Source organism: Paenibacillus tianmuensis (assembly GCF_900100345.1).
Lineage (GTDB): Bacteria > Bacillota > Bacilli > Paenibacillales > NBRC-103111 > Paenibacillus_G > Paenibacillus_G tianmuensis.
Genome location: NZ_FMTT01000019.1, coordinates 79,013 through 96,687 on the forward strand (window position 1 = coordinate 79,013; position 17,675 = coordinate 96,687).

Annotated in this window: 17 protein-coding genes; 13 read left to right on the plus strand and 4 right to left on the minus strand. The window is 53.7% G+C overall.

What is annotated here, in order from left to right; genetic code table 11:
* The first annotated feature begins 32 nt into the window (after nt 1-32).
* The 8 genes from pepV (at nt 33) to BLO51_RS14405 (ending at nt 8,384) form a co-directional block, all read left to right on the plus strand.
* Nucleotides 33-1,484, plus strand: coding sequence for a dipeptidase PepV (gene pepV, locus BLO51_RS14370; protein WP_090672920.1), 1,452 nt, complete (start codon nt 33-35; stop codon nt 1,482-1,484).
* Nucleotides 1,485-1,642: 158 nt separating this feature from the next.
* Nucleotides 1,643-2,125 carry a glutathione peroxidase gene (locus BLO51_RS14375; RefSeq protein ID WP_090672877.1) on the plus strand — a complete coding sequence of 161 codons (483 nt, stop codon included), beginning with the start codon at nt 1,643-1,645 and terminating at the stop codon, nt 2,123-2,125.
* Between the two features lie 126 nt (nt 2,126-2,251).
* Entirely contained in the window at nt 2,252-3,709 is a 1,458-nt protein-coding gene (locus BLO51_RS14380; RefSeq protein ID WP_167670205.1) for a spore germination protein, read from the plus strand.
* Nucleotide 3,710: 1 nt separating this feature from the next.
* Complete coding sequence (locus BLO51_RS14385; protein ID WP_090672881.1) at nt 3,711-4,913, plus strand: Ger(x)C family spore germination protein; 1,203 nt, start codon at nt 3,711-3,713, stop codon at nt 4,911-4,913.
* A 39-nt stretch (nt 4,914-4,952) separates the two neighbouring features.
* On the plus strand, nt 4,953-6,056 hold the full coding sequence (locus tag BLO51_RS14390; protein ID WP_167670206.1) for a GerAB/ArcD/ProY family transporter: 1,104 nt from the start codon (nt 4,953-4,955) through the stop codon (nt 6,054-6,056).
* A gap of 18 nt (nt 6,057-6,074) precedes the next feature.
* On the plus strand, nt 6,075-6,314 hold the full coding sequence (locus BLO51_RS14395; protein ID WP_090672885.1) for a hypothetical protein: 240 nt from the start codon (nt 6,075-6,077) through the stop codon (nt 6,312-6,314).
* Between the two features lie 195 nt (nt 6,315-6,509).
* A complete protein-coding gene (gene larE / locus BLO51_RS14400; protein WP_090672887.1) occupies nt 6,510-7,364 on the plus strand; it encodes an ATP-dependent sacrificial sulfur transferase LarE in 855 nt (284 codons plus the stop codon).
* Nucleotides 7,365-7,385: 21 nt separating this feature from the next.
* Complete coding sequence (locus BLO51_RS14405; RefSeq protein WP_090672889.1) at nt 7,386-8,384, plus strand: 2-hydroxyacid dehydrogenase; 999 nt, start codon at nt 7,386-7,388, stop codon at nt 8,382-8,384.
* 85 nt (nt 8,385-8,469) lie between these two features.
* On the opposite strand, the gene BLO51_RS14410 is transcribed toward BLO51_RS14405, so the two are convergent.
* The 4 genes from BLO51_RS14410 to BLO51_RS14425 form a co-directional block, all read right to left on the minus strand.
* Nucleotides 8,470-9,369 carry a serine/threonine-protein kinase gene (locus BLO51_RS14410; protein WP_090672891.1) on the minus strand — a complete coding sequence of 300 codons (900 nt, stop codon included), beginning with the start codon at nt 9,367-9,369 and terminating at the stop codon, nt 8,470-8,472.
* 488 nt (nt 9,370-9,857) lie between these two features.
* Nucleotides 9,858-10,238 carry an ArsR/SmtB family transcription factor gene (locus BLO51_RS14415; RefSeq protein ID WP_090672893.1) on the minus strand — a complete coding sequence of 127 codons (381 nt, stop codon included), beginning with the start codon at nt 10,236-10,238 and terminating at the stop codon, nt 9,858-9,860.
* Nucleotide 10,239: 1 nt separating this feature from the next.
* Nucleotides 10,240-10,665, minus strand: a complete 426-nt coding sequence (locus BLO51_RS14420; protein WP_090672895.1) for an SRPBCC family protein — start codon at nt 10,663-10,665, stop codon at nt 10,240-10,242.
* Nucleotides 10,666-10,811: 146 nt separating this feature from the next.
* Nucleotides 10,812-11,072: a YpbS family protein gene (locus tag BLO51_RS14425; protein ID WP_090672897.1), complete on the minus strand. Its 261-nt coding sequence runs from the start codon at nt 11,070-11,072 to the stop codon at nt 10,812-10,814.
* A 189-nt stretch (nt 11,073-11,261) separates the two neighbouring features.
* Here BLO51_RS14425 and BLO51_RS14430 point away from each other — a divergent pair, with 189 nt between their 5' ends.
* The 5 genes from BLO51_RS14430 to BLO51_RS14450 all read left to right on the plus strand — a co-directional run.
* Nucleotides 11,262-11,891 (plus strand): C40 family peptidase, encoded by a 630-nt coding sequence (locus BLO51_RS14430; RefSeq protein ID WP_090672898.1) that lies wholly within the window; start codon nt 11,262-11,264, stop codon nt 11,889-11,891.
* Nucleotides 11,884-15,288: an ATP-binding protein gene (locus BLO51_RS14435; protein WP_090672900.1), complete on the plus strand. Its 3,405-nt coding sequence runs from the start codon at nt 11,884-11,886 to the stop codon at nt 15,286-15,288. The genes BLO51_RS14430 and BLO51_RS14435 overlap by 8 nt, the downstream gene beginning before the upstream one ends.
* Nucleotides 15,285-16,541 carry an ATP-binding response regulator gene (locus tag BLO51_RS14440; protein ID WP_090672902.1) on the plus strand — a complete coding sequence of 419 codons (1,257 nt, stop codon included), beginning with the start codon at nt 15,285-15,287 and terminating at the stop codon, nt 16,539-16,541. Before BLO51_RS14435 ends, BLO51_RS14440 begins: the two co-directional genes overlap by 4 nt.
* Nucleotides 16,538-17,230: a response regulator gene (locus BLO51_RS14445; RefSeq protein WP_090672904.1), complete on the plus strand. Its 693-nt coding sequence runs from the start codon at nt 16,538-16,540 to the stop codon at nt 17,228-17,230. Before BLO51_RS14440 ends, BLO51_RS14445 begins: the two co-directional genes overlap by 4 nt.
* A 197-nt stretch (nt 17,231-17,427) precedes the next feature.
* On the plus strand, nt 17,428-17,675 hold a 248-nt coding region (locus tag BLO51_RS14450), incomplete at its 3' end, for a helix-turn-helix domain-containing protein (protein ID WP_167670208.1).

Consider the following 17,675-nt stretch of genomic DNA (forward strand, 5'->3'; position numbering starts at 1 on the left):
GGCGCAAGACCATGAAAGGGGAAGAGGTAAAGGTGAAATCCATCAACTGGACCGAGGAAGTGTGGGCAAGGAAAGAAGCGCTGCTGGGTGACCTTGCGGAGCTGCTCAAAATCCCGAGCGTCAAAGATGTAAGCACCGGCGAAGCGGGCAAGCCGATGGGGCGGGAGATCGCCCGGGCGTTGGAGTTGATGCTGGGGCTGGCCGAGCGCGAACAGTGGCGGACATGTAACTTGGACGGCTATGCGGGCTATGCGGAGTACGGTCCGGCCGAGAGCGCCGATTATATCGGAGTGCTGTGTCATCTTGATGTGGTCCCGGCTCCCGGACCATGGACCTCTCCGCCATTTGAACCGGAGGTCCGCGACGGAAAATTGTACGCGCGCGGAGCGATCGACGACAAAGGGCCGACGATGGCGGCGTTTTATGCGATGAAAATCGTCAAGGCGCTGGGCCTTCCGCTGAAACATCGGGTACGGATCATCTTCGGCACGGACGAGGAGCATACAATGAGCTGCATGGAGTATTACCGTCGCGTCGAGAAGATGCCGGTAGCCGGGTTCGCGCCGGATGCGGATTTTCCGATCATTCATGCGGAAAAGGGGCAGATCAATACGAGAATCGTCCTGCAAAAGAGCGGCGATACAGGCGAGCAAGTAGAGACAGGACAAGGGAGAATGGAACTGGTTTCCTTCCATTCCGGGAGTGCGGCGAATATGGTTCCCGAATCGGCGGAAGCTGCGGTGACCGGAGAGCTTTCGCTTCTCACGGCCATGGCCGGTCAATTTAACGATTATTGCAGTGGAAATCGTTTGAAAGGGACGGCTACCTTTCAAGACGGGACGCTCGTCTTGATATTGCACGGGAAGGCGGCGCACGGCATGGAGCCGCAGTTAGGCGTAAATGCCGGGCTCAAGCTTGTTCATTTTCTGAGGGAGTACGATTTTCAGCCCGATGCGCAGCATTTTATCGCCTGTCTGGACGAATATTTTTACGACGATCCTGCGGGGCGGCGCATCGGGATCGATTGCGAAGACGAGATTATGGGGCCTTTGACGGTGAATGTGGGGATTATGCGGTATGAGGCTTTGTCGGAGCCTTCGTTTGCGTACCTTAATATCAGGTTTCCGCTTGTGGCGGATGAGCTGCGGCACGTCGAGACCATTCGCGAAAAAGTCGGGAAGTACCGTTTTGCCATGGAACCGCCGATTCTGAAAAAGCCGCATCATGTGGCAAAGGATCATCCGATGATTGCAGCGCTTCAGGCCATCTACCATGAAGAAACCTCGCTGGAGCCCGAACTGCTCGCGACGGGCGGAGGTACGTATGCCAGCTTCTTGGATAACGGCGTCGCGTTCGGCGCGTTGTTTCCGGGAAAAGAAAACGTCGCCCATCATACGGACGAATATATCGAGATCGAGGATTTGCTCAAAGCGACCGTCATTTATGCCAGAGCGATTTACGAACTGGCTAATTTGGATTATTAATTTAGTTAATTTTACAAATTATAGAAAATCATTCTTCGCCTGCGATCCGTACGTAGCTCCTGGAGCTGTGTGTGGATTCGCATGGATTTTTCATTCCAAACCGCTTCGTGCTACAATAAAGATCAAGGGCATTAATGGAAAAAAAGGAGCGATGGGACATGTCGGTTTACGATTTTTCGGCCACAACGATTCAAGGAGCGGACAAGCCGCTGTCGGACTACCGGGGCAGCGTGCTGCTGGTCGTCAACACGGCGAGCGCCTGCGGCTTAACGCCGCATTACGAAGGACTTCAGAAGCTGTACGAAACGTATAAGGATCAAGGTCTGGTCGTGCTCGGCTTTCCGTGCAACCAATTTGCCGGGCAGGAGCCCGGGACGGAGGCCGAGATCGCACAGTTCTGCGAAACGCGCTATAACGTGACGTTCCCGCTGTTTGCCAAAATCGACGTCAAGGGAGAGCACGCGCATCCGCTTTACCGATACTTGGTCTCCAACGTACCCGAGCCTTATCGGACCGGAGATATCGAATGGAACTTCGTGAAGTTTCTGGTCAACCGCCAAGGCGAGGTCGTCAAGCAGTACTCTGCGCGCACGGAACCGGCGGTCATCGAGGAAGACATTCAAAAGCTGTTAAGTGAATAAAACGTAAAGCGAGCAGTCTGTTCCGCACCGGGACAGGCTGTTTTTGTCGTTCATGCGGGGGAGAAGAGTAAAGAATGAGTCTGTGGGGCACTCTTTGTACTATTAACCTAAGGAGGTATACTGGCGGTGAACCACTCCCAAAAACCTCTTTCACCGAACTTAGAGGAAAATGTGCAGGCTGTACTAGCCGCTCTTCATCACAGCTCCGATCTGATCGTCCGAGAATTTGCTGCTGATATGGGAGAAAAAAAGCGTGTAGCCGTCCTATTTATCGAAGGGCTTGTCAATATCGCCGAGATTAATGAACGTATTATACATACGCTTATGTTCCGAATGGCCGACTATGAGAATGTCTCTTGGACTGATTCATCCAACTGCCCCCAGCTTCCGCTACCTGTAGCCTCCTTGCTGCTGGTCCATGATATCCAGTCCCTGATAGGTTCAATCCTCAGAGGTCAAGCGATCATATTGCTGGACGGCTGGCAAACCGGCTTCGCCGCAGATACGGGGGATATTGAGGACCGAGGGATTGAGAAGCCGTCCAGCCAGACGGTGATCCGCGGTCCCCAGGAAAGCTTCACTGAAACGTTGCAGACGAATCTTGCCCTGATCCGGAAACGGTTGTCAAGTGCAGATTTGATCGTCACTAAGCAGGTGCTGGGCCATGTTACCCAGACAAAGGTGTCAGTCGTTTATCTCAAGGATACGGCGGATCGCGATGTGGTTCAAGAAGTGTTCCGGCGGATCGGGCGGATTAATCTGGACGGGGTGCTGGAAGGTTCCTATATTGAAGAGTTTATACAGGACTCCAAGTATTCTCCTTTTCCCACCGTATTAAATACGGAGCGTCCTGACACGACGGTAGCCGGGCTACTGGAAGGAAAGGTCGTCATTCTTGTGGATGGCAGTCCGTTTGTGCTGATGGTTCCGTGCCTGTTCGATACGTTCCTGCATTCGGCGGAGGATCATTACCAGCGGTGGACTTATATATTGACGAGGCCGATGCGTTTTGTCTCTTATTTCTATTCCTTGCTGGCTCCTGCTTTGTATATTGCCATCACGACCTTTCATCAAGAAGTGCTGCCCCCGTCCTTGCTGATCAGCTTGTCGGCTCAGCGCGAAGGGGTTCCGTTTCCCGCTTTTTTTGAAGCGCTCATCATGATCGCAGCTTTCGAGCTGCTGAACGAGGCCGGCGTGCGAATGCCACGGGCTGTTGGATCGGCCATCTCGATCGTCGGCGCAATCGTATTGGGTCAGGCGGCGGTCGAAGCCGGATTCGTGTCAGCGGCCATGGTCATTATTGTATCAAGCACGGCGATCTCCAACTTTATCATTCCTTCAATTGAGGCTGCGGTGCCTATCCGGCTGCTGCGGTACGCCTTTATGACTGCTGCCGCTTTCATGGGCATGTATGGCTTATATGTGGCCGTCATGGCGATGCTGCTTCACTTGTCCAGTCTTCGCTCCTTCGGCGTACCTTATATGTCGCCGATTGCTCCGCTTCGCCGAGAGGATATCAAGGATAGCCTGATCCGCCTCCCTCTCTGGTCGCGGCGATCCACGACACAACAACCCAAAAGGTGAAATGATGAACCCCAAAGCCATGCTGATGCTGCCTCTGTTAGTAGCCCTGCTGCTTCCGCTTACAGGCTGCTGGGACCACAGGGAACTGAATAATTTGGCGATTGCCTCCGGTATCGGGATCACGAAGTCGGATGGACGGTATGTCATCACCGTACAGATCGAGAACGCAGGGGAAATAAGCAAAAAAAGCACCACCGGCACCACCACCCCGATTGCCGTCTTCCAGTCCAGTGGCGTAACGGTCTTTGAAGCGCTCAAAAAAATGACCGCCGTCTCGCCGAGAGAAATTTACATCTCCCACCTGCGGTTTATCGTCCTGAGCGAGTCGCTGGCGAGGGAGGGGATTGGCGAAGCGCTGGAGCTTTTTTCCCGTTCAGCAGGGTTCCGGACAGACTTCAATATCTTAGTCTCGCATGACAGCGATGTTGTAAATCTGTTAAGTACCCTGACACAGATCGAGAAAATCCCCGGCAACAACATCTTTTCCTCTATTCGCTCTGCGGCTAAGAACTGGGGAGCTTTTCAGGAGATCTCCATTGATCAATTGATTTCGAAAATGCAGAGCAAGACGACTGCGGCAGTGCTGCCCGGCCTTCGGTTAGCCGGAGACGGTGAAGTCGGTCGAAGCCTCGTGAATATCCAGAACAGTCTGGCTCCCGCGCAAATCGAGCTGAATGGAATGGCGGTTTTCAAGAAGGACAAGCTGAGGGGCTGGCTGAATGAGAAGGAAAGCATCGGCTTTGCCTTCGCGGTCAATGAGATTCAAAATACGGCGGTCCATGTGCCTTGCGGGAATAGGCGGGAGATGGCCGTGAATATACTGCACGCCAAAGCTAGTATCCAAGGGCAGCTCGATGCCGGCAAGCCCCGCGGTTCTATCGACCTGAAAGCAGAAGGAAATATCGAGGAACTGGCGTGCCCAAAAGACGTCTCAAAGTCTGACGTCTTGGCGTCACTGGAGGAAGCGACCGGGCAGAAAATCAAGCAATACTTGACCAGTGCTCTGATGAAGAGCCAAAAAGATCTGAACACCGATGTATTTGGATTCGGTGAGGCAATCCACCGCTCCGCTCCAAAAAAGTGGGTTACCATCCAGAAGCAGTGGGAGGAGTTATTCCCCCGTATGCCGGTAGAGGTCAGCGTCAAGTTCAAGCTCCGAAGCAGCGGCCAAACGAACAAGAGCTACCTGGAGAATTTGGAATAAGTAGGAACGCCGACAGTCATGTCACATGGAGATGAGACGATGCATAGGAAGGAACAAATATCCCCTCGACAGTTTACCATTCTTGTCGCTTTGTATACGATGGGCGACGCTATTTTATATCTGCCGGCTCATTTTACCGTGGATGCCGAGCGCGATGTCTGGATAGCCTCGATCTTATCAGTCCTCCAGATGCTAGCCGTTGCTTTTCTGTACGCCAGGCTGGCTGTCCGGTACCCCGGGGTTCCATTTCTGGATTATATGGAAAGTGTGCCTGGTCGCTGGGTTGGCAAGGTGCTGCTTCTTTATTTCGCAGCCTTTTGCTTTATCGATGTATGCTTGCTGCTGATGGAGGTCGGTGATTTTATGAGCAGTCAGGTATTTCCCCGGACTCCAGTGTACGTGATCCTCGCGCTGTTCATGTTCATTCTGGTAATCGCCGTGCGTTTGGGAGTAGAGGCGACCGCCCGTACATCGGAGATCGTCTTTCCCGGCATCGTCGTGTTGTTTCTACTTATGATGATTGCTCTTAGTCCGAATATCGACTTGGATCATGTCCAGCCCGTACTGGCCCGCGGTTTTTTTCCCGTCGTTAAGGCAAGCCGGGTACTGGTGTCTTTTTATCTTGATGCATTTGTGCTGCTGTTGTTCTTCCCGCTTGTGCAGGAGCCGAAAGCTGCCGTACGGTCCTTGTATACAGGAACGGTCATTGGAGGAGGCTCCATCATTCTGATCTCTACCATCGCGATCCTCGTGCTCGGCGCGGATACGGTCTTAAGGAATGCTTATCCGACCTATAGGCTAGCCAAGAAAATCAGCATCGTCAACATCTTGGAGCGCTTTGAAATCGTTGTGACAGTCATCTGGCTCACGACCTTGTATTTCAAAGCTTATCTCTTCTTGACAGCAACGACCCAAGGTTTTGCGAAGCTATGTCGTATCAGGGACCACAGGGTGATTGTGCTGCCGATTGGCTTCGTGATGGTTCTGCTGGGGCGGGTCATCAACCCGAACAGAACGTTTATGGACGAGTGGAGCATGAAATATTGGATGTCCTATTCCATTCCTTTCGGGATCGGCATTCCCGTCTTCCTGCTGCTCGCCGGCTGGCTTCGAACAAAGGGGATGAAGCCCAATCATTCCTAGGAAAGGCGGTTGTCTCCGATGCTTTTTGGACTGACGGTCATAGCGGCGGCTGCCGCGGTCATGGCGATTGATTTTCCCGGCTTCTGGAAACGCAAGGAGTGGAAGGAATTAACCGTTTCTCTCCTATTTTTGCTAATCGGCATCACCCTCGGCATAGCCCAGGCGCGTCATCTTCCAGTTCCGAATCCACTGGAGTGGATCATTAAGATCCATCTTCCCATTAGGCATCTGCTGGAGATGATCTATGGGAAGTTCTAGGCTTCTGCGCCCAAACAAACCCTGCCTCGCCGGCGGGACTTAGTTCGTCAAGAACTGATTTCGGTTTTGAGCCCTTTTTCCGAAGGGAAAAACGGTCTATAATAGACTGGTATCAAGCGGTACATAGCCGTAGATTGCAAACGTGTGCAACAAGATTGACGGACGCTGCGGCTTGCGCAAAAGGGAGGCTGGACCATGGCAACGATAGAGCAAGTTATAGATCACAAGTACGCCAAGCTTGGGGAAATTTTGCAGTCGATGAACAAAGTCGTCGTCGCGTTCTCCGGCGGGGTGGACAGCGCTTTTCTGCTCAAGGCGGCGCTTGAATTTATGGGCAAGGACCGGGTGCTTGCCATTACGGCCGATTCGGAGACGTATCCCGAACGGGAAAAGCTGGAGGCGATCGCGCTTGCTGGAAGCTTGGGCGCACCGCATGAGGTCATTCACACAAGCGAGCTGGATATTCCCGGGTATGCGGAAAATCCGACGAACCGGTGCTATTTTTGCAAAAACTCGCTGTTCGATCATTTGATTCCGATCGCCCATGCGCGCGGCTTCGAGCATGTCGTGTTCGGCGCCATCGCCGACGACCTCGGGGAGCACCGTCCCGGACTGCAGGCCGCCCATGAACGGGGCGTTCGCGCGCCGCTTCTGGAAGCAGGTATCAAGAAATCGGAAATCCGCCATCTGTCCCGCAAATTCGGGCTGGCCACGTGGGATAAGCCGTCGTTCGCCTGTTTGTCTTCGCGAATTCCATATGGGGAAGCGATCACGGCGGAAAAGCTGTCCATGATCGACCGGGCGGAAGACTTCCTGATTCAGCTCGGTTTCCGCCAGGTGCGCGTGCGCCAGCATGATACGCTGGCCCGGATCGAGGTGCCCGCATCGGAGCTGGCCGACGTGCTGGCCGTCGCCGAGACGGTTCACGCAAAGCTGAAGGAGATCGGCTACGCCTACGTGACGATGGACTTGAAAGGGTACCGTTCGGGCAGCTTGAACGAAGTGCTTGCGCCGCAGGAGCAGTCGGTTCAAGCGGCGGCGCAGGCGTAAGTTCGGAGAGGAGCCGATTCGATGAGCAAACCGAAAATTTATATTTCCAAAGCGATCCCGGAACCTGCGCTTGCTTATCTGGAGCAGCATTGCGAGTGCCGGATGTGGGACGGACAAGGCGCCGCATCCCGACAAGGGCTTCTCGCAGAGCTTCACGACGTGGAGGGGCTGCTGACGACCGGGGGTCCGATCAACCGGGAGCTGCTGGACCATGCCCCTAAGCTGCGGGCGGTCAGCAGCATTTCGGTTGGGTACAATCACTTCGATCTGGAAGTGATGAAAGCCCGCCGGGTCATCGGAACGAATACGCCGCACGTGCTGGACGAGACGGTTGCGGACCTGGTGTTGTCGCTTATGCTGTCCGCGGCACGGCGTATCCCGGAGCTGGATGCGTTCGTGAAGCAGGGACGCTGGCAGCGGGGCAAAGGGCTGACCGACGAATATTTCTTCGGCATGGACGTGCACCATCAGACGCTCGGCATCATCGGGATGGGCCGGATCGGCGAAGCGATTGCCAAGCGTGCGGTGGACGGCTTCGGCATGAGCCTGCTTTATCATAACCGCAGCCGGAAGCCGGAGGCGGAAGAACGGTTTGGCGCCCGCTATTGCAGCTTGGACGAGCTGCTGCGGGAGTCGGACTTCGTCGTGATGATGACGCCGCTGACGCCGGAGACGGAAGGCATGATCCGGCAGGAGCATTTCGAAATAATGAAGTCGACGGCGTTCTTCATCAACGCTTCCCGCGGGCAGACGGTGGACGAACCGTCGCTGATTCAAGCCCTGCAAACCGGACTCATCCGGGGCGCGGGACTTGACGTGTTCGATCCGGAGCCCCCGAGCCCGGACAATCCGCTGCTGCATATGCCGAACGTGGTCACGCTGCCGCATATCGGTTCGGCCACAGCCAAGACGCGGCTCGATATGGCGATGCTCGCCGCGCGCAATCTCGTCGCCGCGCTGACCGGCGGACACCCGCCGAATGTCGTGCCGGAGCTGCGGGAGCTGCTCGAAAATAAGTAGCCGCTGTCGTATGATGCTGTAAGTTTAAAAGCCGCTGAATGCGGCTTTTTTTGCGTGTCATGATATATCGAGGGCTATGTGGATATTAGCATTTTCCGCCTATACCGGACGGCTTGATGTTTCGGGCCGCATTCCAAGCTGCATAGAACTCGGCAACCGAAGCGTAGCGTTCATCCCGGTCCGGCTGAACCGCTCGCAGAGCCGTTTCGTACAATTCCTCATCTGCCTCCCACTTCAAGTAAGAACGATCCCGTTCCCCGCCTAGCAGGCCGAAAGCGATGGCCCCCATGTTAAAGACATTGGTTCGTGCGTCTATGTCCGCGCCGAGCTCGAATTCTTCGGGCGACATGAAGCGGGAGGAGCCCCACAGTCGGCCCATCGTATTGATAAAGGGCTTTTTCCGGTACAAGTCAATATCGCAAATTTCCGTCAGGCCTTGTTTGAAATCGTACAAGATGCTGCCGTCATAAAAATCGACAGCGACATAACCGCTTGCTTCTACATGAACGTGAAACGAAAAGATACAGTCCAACGAACGAAGCCGTTCTTCGACAGGCAGCTGCCGGAAACGGAAAAACGGAGAATCCGGATGCGTGTATTTTTGCGGTGGGGGAAAGGACCAATGCGAATGCAGACATTCGCCGTCAAACCAGTCGAATACGGCCGCATAGCCGTTCTCTACTTCAAAATGCTCCTCCAGCGTGATGAGATGGGGATGATTCAAGGCTTCATAAAGCGGGAGAGCCTGCTTTAATCGGATGATAGCCTCTTGAGGAGTTCCGGTGTAGGCCACGGTCGGCGCTCCTGCATACTTCACGAACTTCTTGCGGCCCTCTCGTTCGATGCCGAAGGACAGGTTTCCCGAATCCTGCTGATCGAAGACACAAAATACCCGGCCGAGCTTCTGCAGCCATTCGAAGGGATGAAGCTCTTTTAATTGGAATGATATGCCGTCTATGCTTACGGGAACGGAATGATTCGTCATGGCACGCCTCCATAGATTCGAATATGGGAAAGTACTCCCACATTTTAACACATGTCGTATCAAGCTTATGTGTCTAATATACACATTCGCCCAATTACGCATAGACAATCACCTAAAAAGTATATAACCAAATATAATATCGGAAAAATTAAGATTGAATAAGGAGCGATTTTTATTGTATAGGCAGAATTGTATCCGTGTCCCATACACCTATGAACAATGTATGGCGGATTGTACAGCTGGACCTGATGGAGGGTATCCTGATGAGTGTAGGGTACCATGCAGGGAGTATAAAACAAAGCCTTGGTATTTAGCATGTACAGCACCTATGGCATATACACCTAGAGTACCTTTGGGTTATACCTATGGAATACCTAGCTACTGGTACCATCCCTACTCATGGTAAAATCCTCACTTAATTCCAGTTCACACGGCATTGCGAAAAAGCAAAGAGAGGCTGCGGAAGCGCCTCTCTTTCTTGTGAAACCTTATTCTGCCGAGCGGGTACCGTCTTCATCCGGAGTAATGAGGGATATCGTTCCATCCGTTTCGTCGCCTTCGACAAAACGCTGCAGCGCCAGCAGCTTGTTGTCCCAGTATCTTTCGTAATAAGCCAGCCACCGCTTCAATTCGAGCAGCGGCTCGGGCTCCAGCCGGTACCGCGTTTCGCGGCCGACTTTTCTTTCTTTGACCAGCCCGGCCTCGGCCAAAATGCGCAGATGCTTGGATACGGCCGTCCGGCTCATCGGAAAGTGGCAGCTGATCACGGTAACGGGCATTTCCCGCTCTCCCAGCATGCTCAGCAGCTGGCGTCGGGTCGGGTCGGCTATCGCCTGAAAGACATCAGGCTTGCGTGAAGGGGCGGCCATATCAGCCCTCGACGAAGGTAACGAGCTTTTGCACAATGCCGACCCAGCCTTTGTCCATTGTTTCGCGAACGGCTTGATGCGGTTGACCGAATTCGGTAACTTTGTCGGCATCCCAGCCGGAGTGAATAAGCGTAAATTCCGTCTGTCCTTCCTTCTCCGTCAGTTCGAACACAATTGTCCAATCTTTACCCCAACGGAACGAAAGGCGATTCGGAGGATCAAGCTCCGTTACTTTGCAGGGGGACATGCCGAACGGGCCGGCGTTCAATTGGAATTCATAACCGAGAATAGGCTGAAAATCGTTGGGCATAAACCACGCGGCAATGCCTTCCGAGGTGGCAACGGCGTCCCATACTTTTTGAATTGGCGCTTTGAGCAGGGCAGTTCTGCGAATTTCCAGCAGCGTATTTTGCGTATTGTTTTCCATATGATTTCATTCCTCCGATGTGAGTGGGTGCGATCATCCGTATTATATGAAACCAAAAGGTTTCATGTCAAGGAGCGGAAAAAACTGGTCACAAAAAGCCCGAATACCTATCGATTCATCGAAAGTATTCGGGCTTTAAGGGCGATTTACTTCATCTTTTTATCGGCGGCTTCGCGCACCATGTCCGGGGTGACATGAACCCGGGTCGGGGAAATGCCGTTCCGGGCGTGCCGATTGATGCGGTCCGTCGCCGCGTTAATGGTATCGACGCTGAACGATTCGCCAGCGCTGCACAAGGCGATCGCTTCCTCAATCGCAGCCTCCCGTTCGTTTTCCAGTTCAAGAAAACGTTCCAAGTGCGCGTTTTGTTTACGGGTATGGTTCGTGATGGCTTCATGGACATTCATTAAGATCAGCAGCTCCTTTAACAGACCGGAATTCGATAAAATTTATGATACTATAAGGGGCTCGGCGTGACAATGCCGCAGATCAATACAATAAAATTCCAAAGACACTATGCAATTCCAAATCGGATTTTGATACAATGAAAACAGTAAGTTAATTCTTTCTATGGAAAAAGGAGGGATATCAAGCGTATGATGAACGAGCGCCGAGTAAACTATGATGATCTTCAAGGGAAGCTGCAAACGGGGGACTTGCTGTTTTGCCACGGGATCTTTCCGGAAGCGCTTCAGATCGAGGCGATTGAACGCTCGCCATGGTCACACGTAGGCATGGTAGTCAAGCTTCCGGGCGTGGAAGAGCTATTGCTGTGGGAATCGACGACGATGCAGACGCTGCCGGATGTGGAGCTGAAGCGACTCAAGAAAGCAGGACCGATGCTCGTATCGTTACGGGAGAGGATAGCTACGGATGTGAGTGGCGGACACGATGCGTTGTTTGCGTTCCGCTTGCTTGAAGCGCAGCGCAGCGATGGGTTAACGGTTAAGCTGAAGCAGTTTATTGAGGAAGTACATCAGGCGTCTTTTCCGTCGATGGAGCGGATGGCTTTGGAGTATTTGGAAGGGAAGCTTCACATTCAGGCAGGCGGGTCTAGCTTATTTTGCAGTGAGCTGGTAGCGGAAACCTATATGCACCTCGGGATTATGGACAGGTCGCATCCGTCTAACAGCTACCAGCCAGCCGACTTCTCTAATCGGACGGATTTGCCGCTGTGTTCTGGCTGCAAGCTGAGTGACGAACTGCTGCTGCTGACCGATGTTTAAGAGAATGGCCCGGTACGCTGACAAGGATGGCAGCGTTCTACCCGCAGCGGTTCGTCTTATCGTACTGCTTGTCCTGATCGCGACCGGGCTAAGTGGATGCAGTATGGAGCTATCGGACTTGTCGCAAGGCCTTGAGCCGCGGGCAGCGGCGGGGCGGATGGACTTGTCGGGATGGGACTGGCAGCAGGGTGGAATCGTTGCCTTGAACGGCGAATGGGAATTTTACGGATCGAAGCTGTTGACGCCGGAATCGTTCCGGGATGAGCCTTTGCCCAAGCCAGAAGCGTATTTTATGTCCCCGGGGTATTGGAACAGCAAAGCGCTTGGCGAGCAAGTCCTGCCTGTAGACGGCTTCGCCTCACTTCGTCTTCTTGTGGATATTCCTCCAAACGAGCGGATGCTGGCGATCAAAGTGAATAATATTTTCACTGCTTATCGCGTTTGGGTGAATGGTGAGCTTCTGGCTTCCGCCGGAATCGTCAGCAAGGAAGTTGGCAGCGCCGTGGCCAGACAGATCGTGCAAACCGCGCCGTTTCAGGTGGCCGCAGACCGCAAACAGTTAGAAATTGTCGTGCAGATGTCCAACTACAGTTTTTCGAAAAGCGGGCTGCAGGCCAGCATACAGCTTGGCACCGCGGCACAAATCGAAGCTCATTACCGGCGCACAATGGAAGGAATATTCATCGCCTTCGGCGCTTGCGCGATGATGTCGCTCTATCATCTCGTGCTCTACGGACTTCGGCGGAGCGAACGCTCCGCGTTGTATTTGGGTTTATTTTCTTTGCTTGTCGCCGTCCGCATTTTGTTTGTAAACGATAGATACATTTACAACTGGTTTCCGAATCTGGACTGGGAATGGTTCTGTAAAATCCCCTACGCCGTTTTTTTCTTCAGCAATGTACTCGTTGTCAGGTTTGTTCACAGCTTGTATCCGCGTTATTTTGCCAAATCTGTTGTGCTTGCTTGCCAAGCGGCAGGGTTAGGCGCTACGCTCTTTTGCTTGTTCACTCCGCTAAAGTTGTATGATCGGCTGCTGATTCCGTTTCAACTTTTGACCTGCGCTTTGATTGTGTATGTCCTGTATGTGCTCATTCGGGCCTTACGGGACCGGCAATCGGGGGCGCTTGTGTTTATGATCGGCTTTGCCGGCTTATCCGGAGCGGTCGTACACGATATTCTGTATCTTGCAGAATTCAGCAGCCTTGCGTCCTTGACGCCGTTTGGTTTGCTGCTCTTTATCGTCATGCAGTCGCTAATTCTGGCAGGCAAGTTTGTTCGCGCTTTCATGGACGTGGAACAGCTCTCGAACCGGCTGCTTGCGATGGATAAGCTGAAGGACGAATTTTTGGCCCATACGTCTCATGAGCTCAGAACTCCTCTGCATGGCATGATCGGGCTCTCGGAGTCGCTCGTAGACGGGGTGGCCGGCAAGCTGCCGGAGCAAGCCGTCCGCAATTTGGAGCTCGTTATTACGAGTGGCAGGCGGTTGGCAACGCTCGTCGGTGACGTGCTGGATTATGCGCAATTAAAGCATAAAGAGCTGAATTTGCACAGGACGGAAATCGATCTGCGCAGCGCAGTCGACGCGGTGTTGCGGTTGAGCGAGCCGCTACTGCGGGGGAAGACGGTAGCATTGATCAATGAAGTACCGGAGGGGCTGACCGTGCTTGCCGATGAGAATAGGATGCAGCAAATTTTACATAATGTAATCGGCAATGCGGTCAAATTCACGGAAGACGGAAGCATCGCGGTGACCGCAACGACAGTCAGGGACGAAGTGGAAATTAGAGTAACGGATACCGGAATCGGCATTGATGAGGAGCTTCGCGAGCGCATATTTGGGGCTTACGAGCAGGGGGAGGCATCTGCGCACGAAGGAACCGGATTGGGATTAGCCGTAACGAAAAAGCTGGTGGAGCTTCACGGAGGCACGATCCGGGTGGAATCGCCGCCTGGCGGCGGGACTTGGATCATATTCACGCTGCCGACGCCTTTACGGCAGCAGCACTTGTTGAGAACGACGGCGGCGCTGCGGCAGGTGGAAGCCGTTGCGCCCCAAGGCTTGGAAGAGGAACGGCCGGTTCGCCGAATACAGTCAGAAGCCATGCGGCTGCGGGGCGCAGAGCCGGACGCGACAGCACCGATTGCGGTTTCGGATACGGCCGGTTCGCCGCAGGCCCACATCCTGATCGTCGATGACGAACCGATCAATCTGCAAGTGCTGCGCAACCATTTGACGCTGGAAGGCTACGCCGTATGGGGAGCAGTCCATCCGAATGAAGCGCTACGTCTGATCAATGACGAGCGCAAACCGGACCTTGTGGTGCTGGACGTGATGCTCCCTAAGATGTCGGGCTTCGAAGTATGCTCCCGCATCCGGGAGCGGTATTCGGCCAGCGAGCTGCCGGTTATATTCTTAACCGCCAAGCCGCTGGAATCCGATTTGCTTGAAGGTTTCGGCGCGGGGGCGAACGACTATGTGACGAAGCCTGTTGTCAAGCGGGAGCTCCTAGCCCGCATCAAGCTTCACTTACAGCTGACACGCTGGAACCAGACGCTGGAGCAGAAAGTGAAGGAGCGGACGGAGCTGCTTGAGGAAGCGCTCGCTACACTTCACGAGGCGAAAAACCGGCTCATCCAATCGGAGAAGCTCGCGTCCTTGGGCGGCATGGTGGCCGGTGTTGCGCATGAAATCAACAGCCCGATCGGCATTGGCGTCACGGCTTCGAGTCATTTGGCTGCCAGAAGCAGGGAGCTGCTGGACAAGTACGGCCACGGGCAACTGGGACGCAAGGAGCTGGAAACCTATTTCGCGGAGTGTGAGGAAACGGCGTCCATTCTGCTCAGTAACTTGCAGCGCACGGAGAAGCTCATCGCCAGCTTCAAGCAGGTGGCGGCGGATCGGACGGACGAGGAGCCACGAACATTTCGGGTGAAAGCGTACATCGGCGATATATTGCAAAGCTTGTCTCCGAAGCTTAAAAAAGGCGGTCACCGTATCGTTCTGGAGATGGAAGAGTCATTGGAGGTGTGCGGTTACCCCGGAGCTTTTTACCAGATCATTACGAATCTGGTGTTGAATTCGCAGCTGCATGCTTTCGACTCTGCTCAGGAGGGAACAATCATCATCCGGGCGGAATCTGACGGCCATTCGCTCATGGTCACGTTTTCAGACGATGGCAAGGGAATCGATTCCCGGCTGCTGCCCCGTATATTCGATCCGTTTGTGACGACGAAGCGCGGGCAAGGCGGTACTGGCCTCGGCCTCAGTGTCGTTTATAATCTTGTGGTACAAACCTGGGGAGGGACAATCATATGCGACAGCGTCACAGGCTGCGGGACGGCTTTTCAAATGGCGCTGCCGGTGCAGAGCGTTCCGTTGGAGGAAATGGTATGAACGATATGCTACTCGATCCGTCCGATCTCCTGCAGCTGACTGCCGATACGCCTGTATCTGAATCGGCAGGCGAAGCGGAAATTCGTTATTGGAAATTCCTGATCGTGGATGACGACCGGGATATTCACCGGGTGACCCGTCTGGTGCTTGGCGATCATACGTTCGAAGGACGGAAATTGCATTTCCTAAACGCTTACTCTGGCGCGGAAGCAATGACCATGCTGAACGATCATCCGGATACGGCGGTGGTGATGCTCGATGTGGTAATGGAGCAGGAAGACTCCGGGCTGCGACTTGTCCGGTATGTGCGCGAGGAGCTGGACAATCAGCAGGTACGCATCATACTGCGCACCGGGCAACCGGGTCAAGCGCCCGAGCACGCGGTCATTCGCGCTTACGATATAAGCGACTATAAGGAAAAAACGGAATTGACGAGCCAAAAGCTGTTCAGCACGGTCTATACCTCGATCCGCACGTATCGCTATATAAGCCGGATCGCAGCCGATAACGAAACGCTGGAGCAATTGGTGTGCCACCGCACGCAGGAATTAGAACAGCAGGCTCGGCAGTTGCAGGCGTCCATGCGTCAGGCATACGAAGCGATGACGGAAATCTCGCTGCTGGAGGAACGCAGCCGCATTGCCTGGGATATTCACAACGTGGTGGGACATACGCTGACAGCAGCCGTCGTTCAATTGGAAGCGGGCAAATGTCTGATTGACATCGACACGTCCCGCGCCTCGGATAAGCTGGAGCTGGCGCAGCAGCTCGTACGGAAGGGATTGGATGAAATCCGCAGCGCCGTGCATCAGCTGGCGGAGAAGAAGGATACGATCGAGCTGCGGAAGGACCTCGAACGGCTCGTTCAAGAGACGGAAAACCATATTGGCGTCCGGATTCACTGTAAGATCGACCCGCTGCCGGAACTAACTTTTTATCAAAGCAAGCTGATTTATCACGCCTTGCAGGAGGGGCTGACGAACGGCATCCGGCATGGAAGGAGCACCAGCTTCCGCTTCCGGCTGACAATCAGAGACGGGCACATCGTCTTCTCGCTCCGCAACAACGGCGTAGTTCAGCCGGATGTCCAGTTCGGCTTCGGCCTTAGCGCGCTGAGGGAGCAGGCGGAGCTCGCGCATGGAGTTTTGTCGCTGCAGGAGGCGCCGGACGAAGGAATGGAGCTGTGCTTCCGATTCCCGATCACCGTCGAATTGGCATTCGCGTCAAGCGCGGACAGGAGGGGTGAAGCATGAGGCCGATACGTATCGTGATCGCTGACGATCAGGCTCTTATGAGGGACGGTTTGCAGACGATACTGGAGCTGCAACCGGATATGGAAGTGACCGGTACCGCAGAAGACGGACTTCAGGCGCTGGACATCGTACGGGAATCGAAACCGGACATCGTGCTGTTGGATATCCAAATGCCGGTCATGGACGGAATCGAGTGTACCCGGCGCATAAAGGAAGCGTCGCCGGATACGGTCATTTTGCTGTTGTCCATCTTTCTCGAAGATAAGTACATATTGGAAGGCTTCGCACAAGGAGCCAGCGGTTACCTGCTTAAGGATATGGAGGCCAAACGATTGATCGAATCGATCCGCGACGCCGCCTGTGGTCGTCTGATGATGCCCGCCACTATTGCCGCGAAGCTGGCGGCGAATTTGAGCAGGCTATCCGCAGCCGCGGAACTTGAGGGTTGCGCCGTTCGACTGGTTCAAAAGGAAGCGCGTCTGACCGAGCGAGAAACCGAAATTGCACGCTTGATGGTGCAGGGACTAACGAACAAGCAGATTGCCAAGACGCTGTATATGCATGAGGGGACTGTCCGCAATTACGTTAGCGTCATCTATGGCAAAATCGGCGTCAACGATCGGGCGAAAGCTCTGCTCGTTCTGACTATGAACAATCATTGCAACAGAACGCATGACAGGGGAGAGTAAAGGGGAGGCCAGACGGACTCTTCCTTCCAAAATGTATCATATGACAAAAACTATTACACGCGTAACTGTCGGCATGACAATCATCCTCGGTATAACTATATAAGTTGAACTAAAGACCTTAGAAATCTATGGTAAGGAAATTCATACCTACTTGTCGAATAAGTAATGAAACATGAACAGACAGGCAGGGAATGAAGATGGAAAACGCACAAAAATTAGAAGAAGTCAAGCAAGCGATGAAAAAAGCAAAAGATCGCCGCATGTACGAGCGTTATCAGGCGCTATATTTATATTTGCAAGGTACCCGGGCGGAAGCGATTGCGCCTATTTTAAACCGAAGCGTTCAAACGGTAAAAGGCTATATTCAAGCTTATCAAACAGGTGGTCTTTCCGCTTTGAAAATGAATCATTCACCAGGAGCACCTGTTCGCTTAACGAAAGAGCA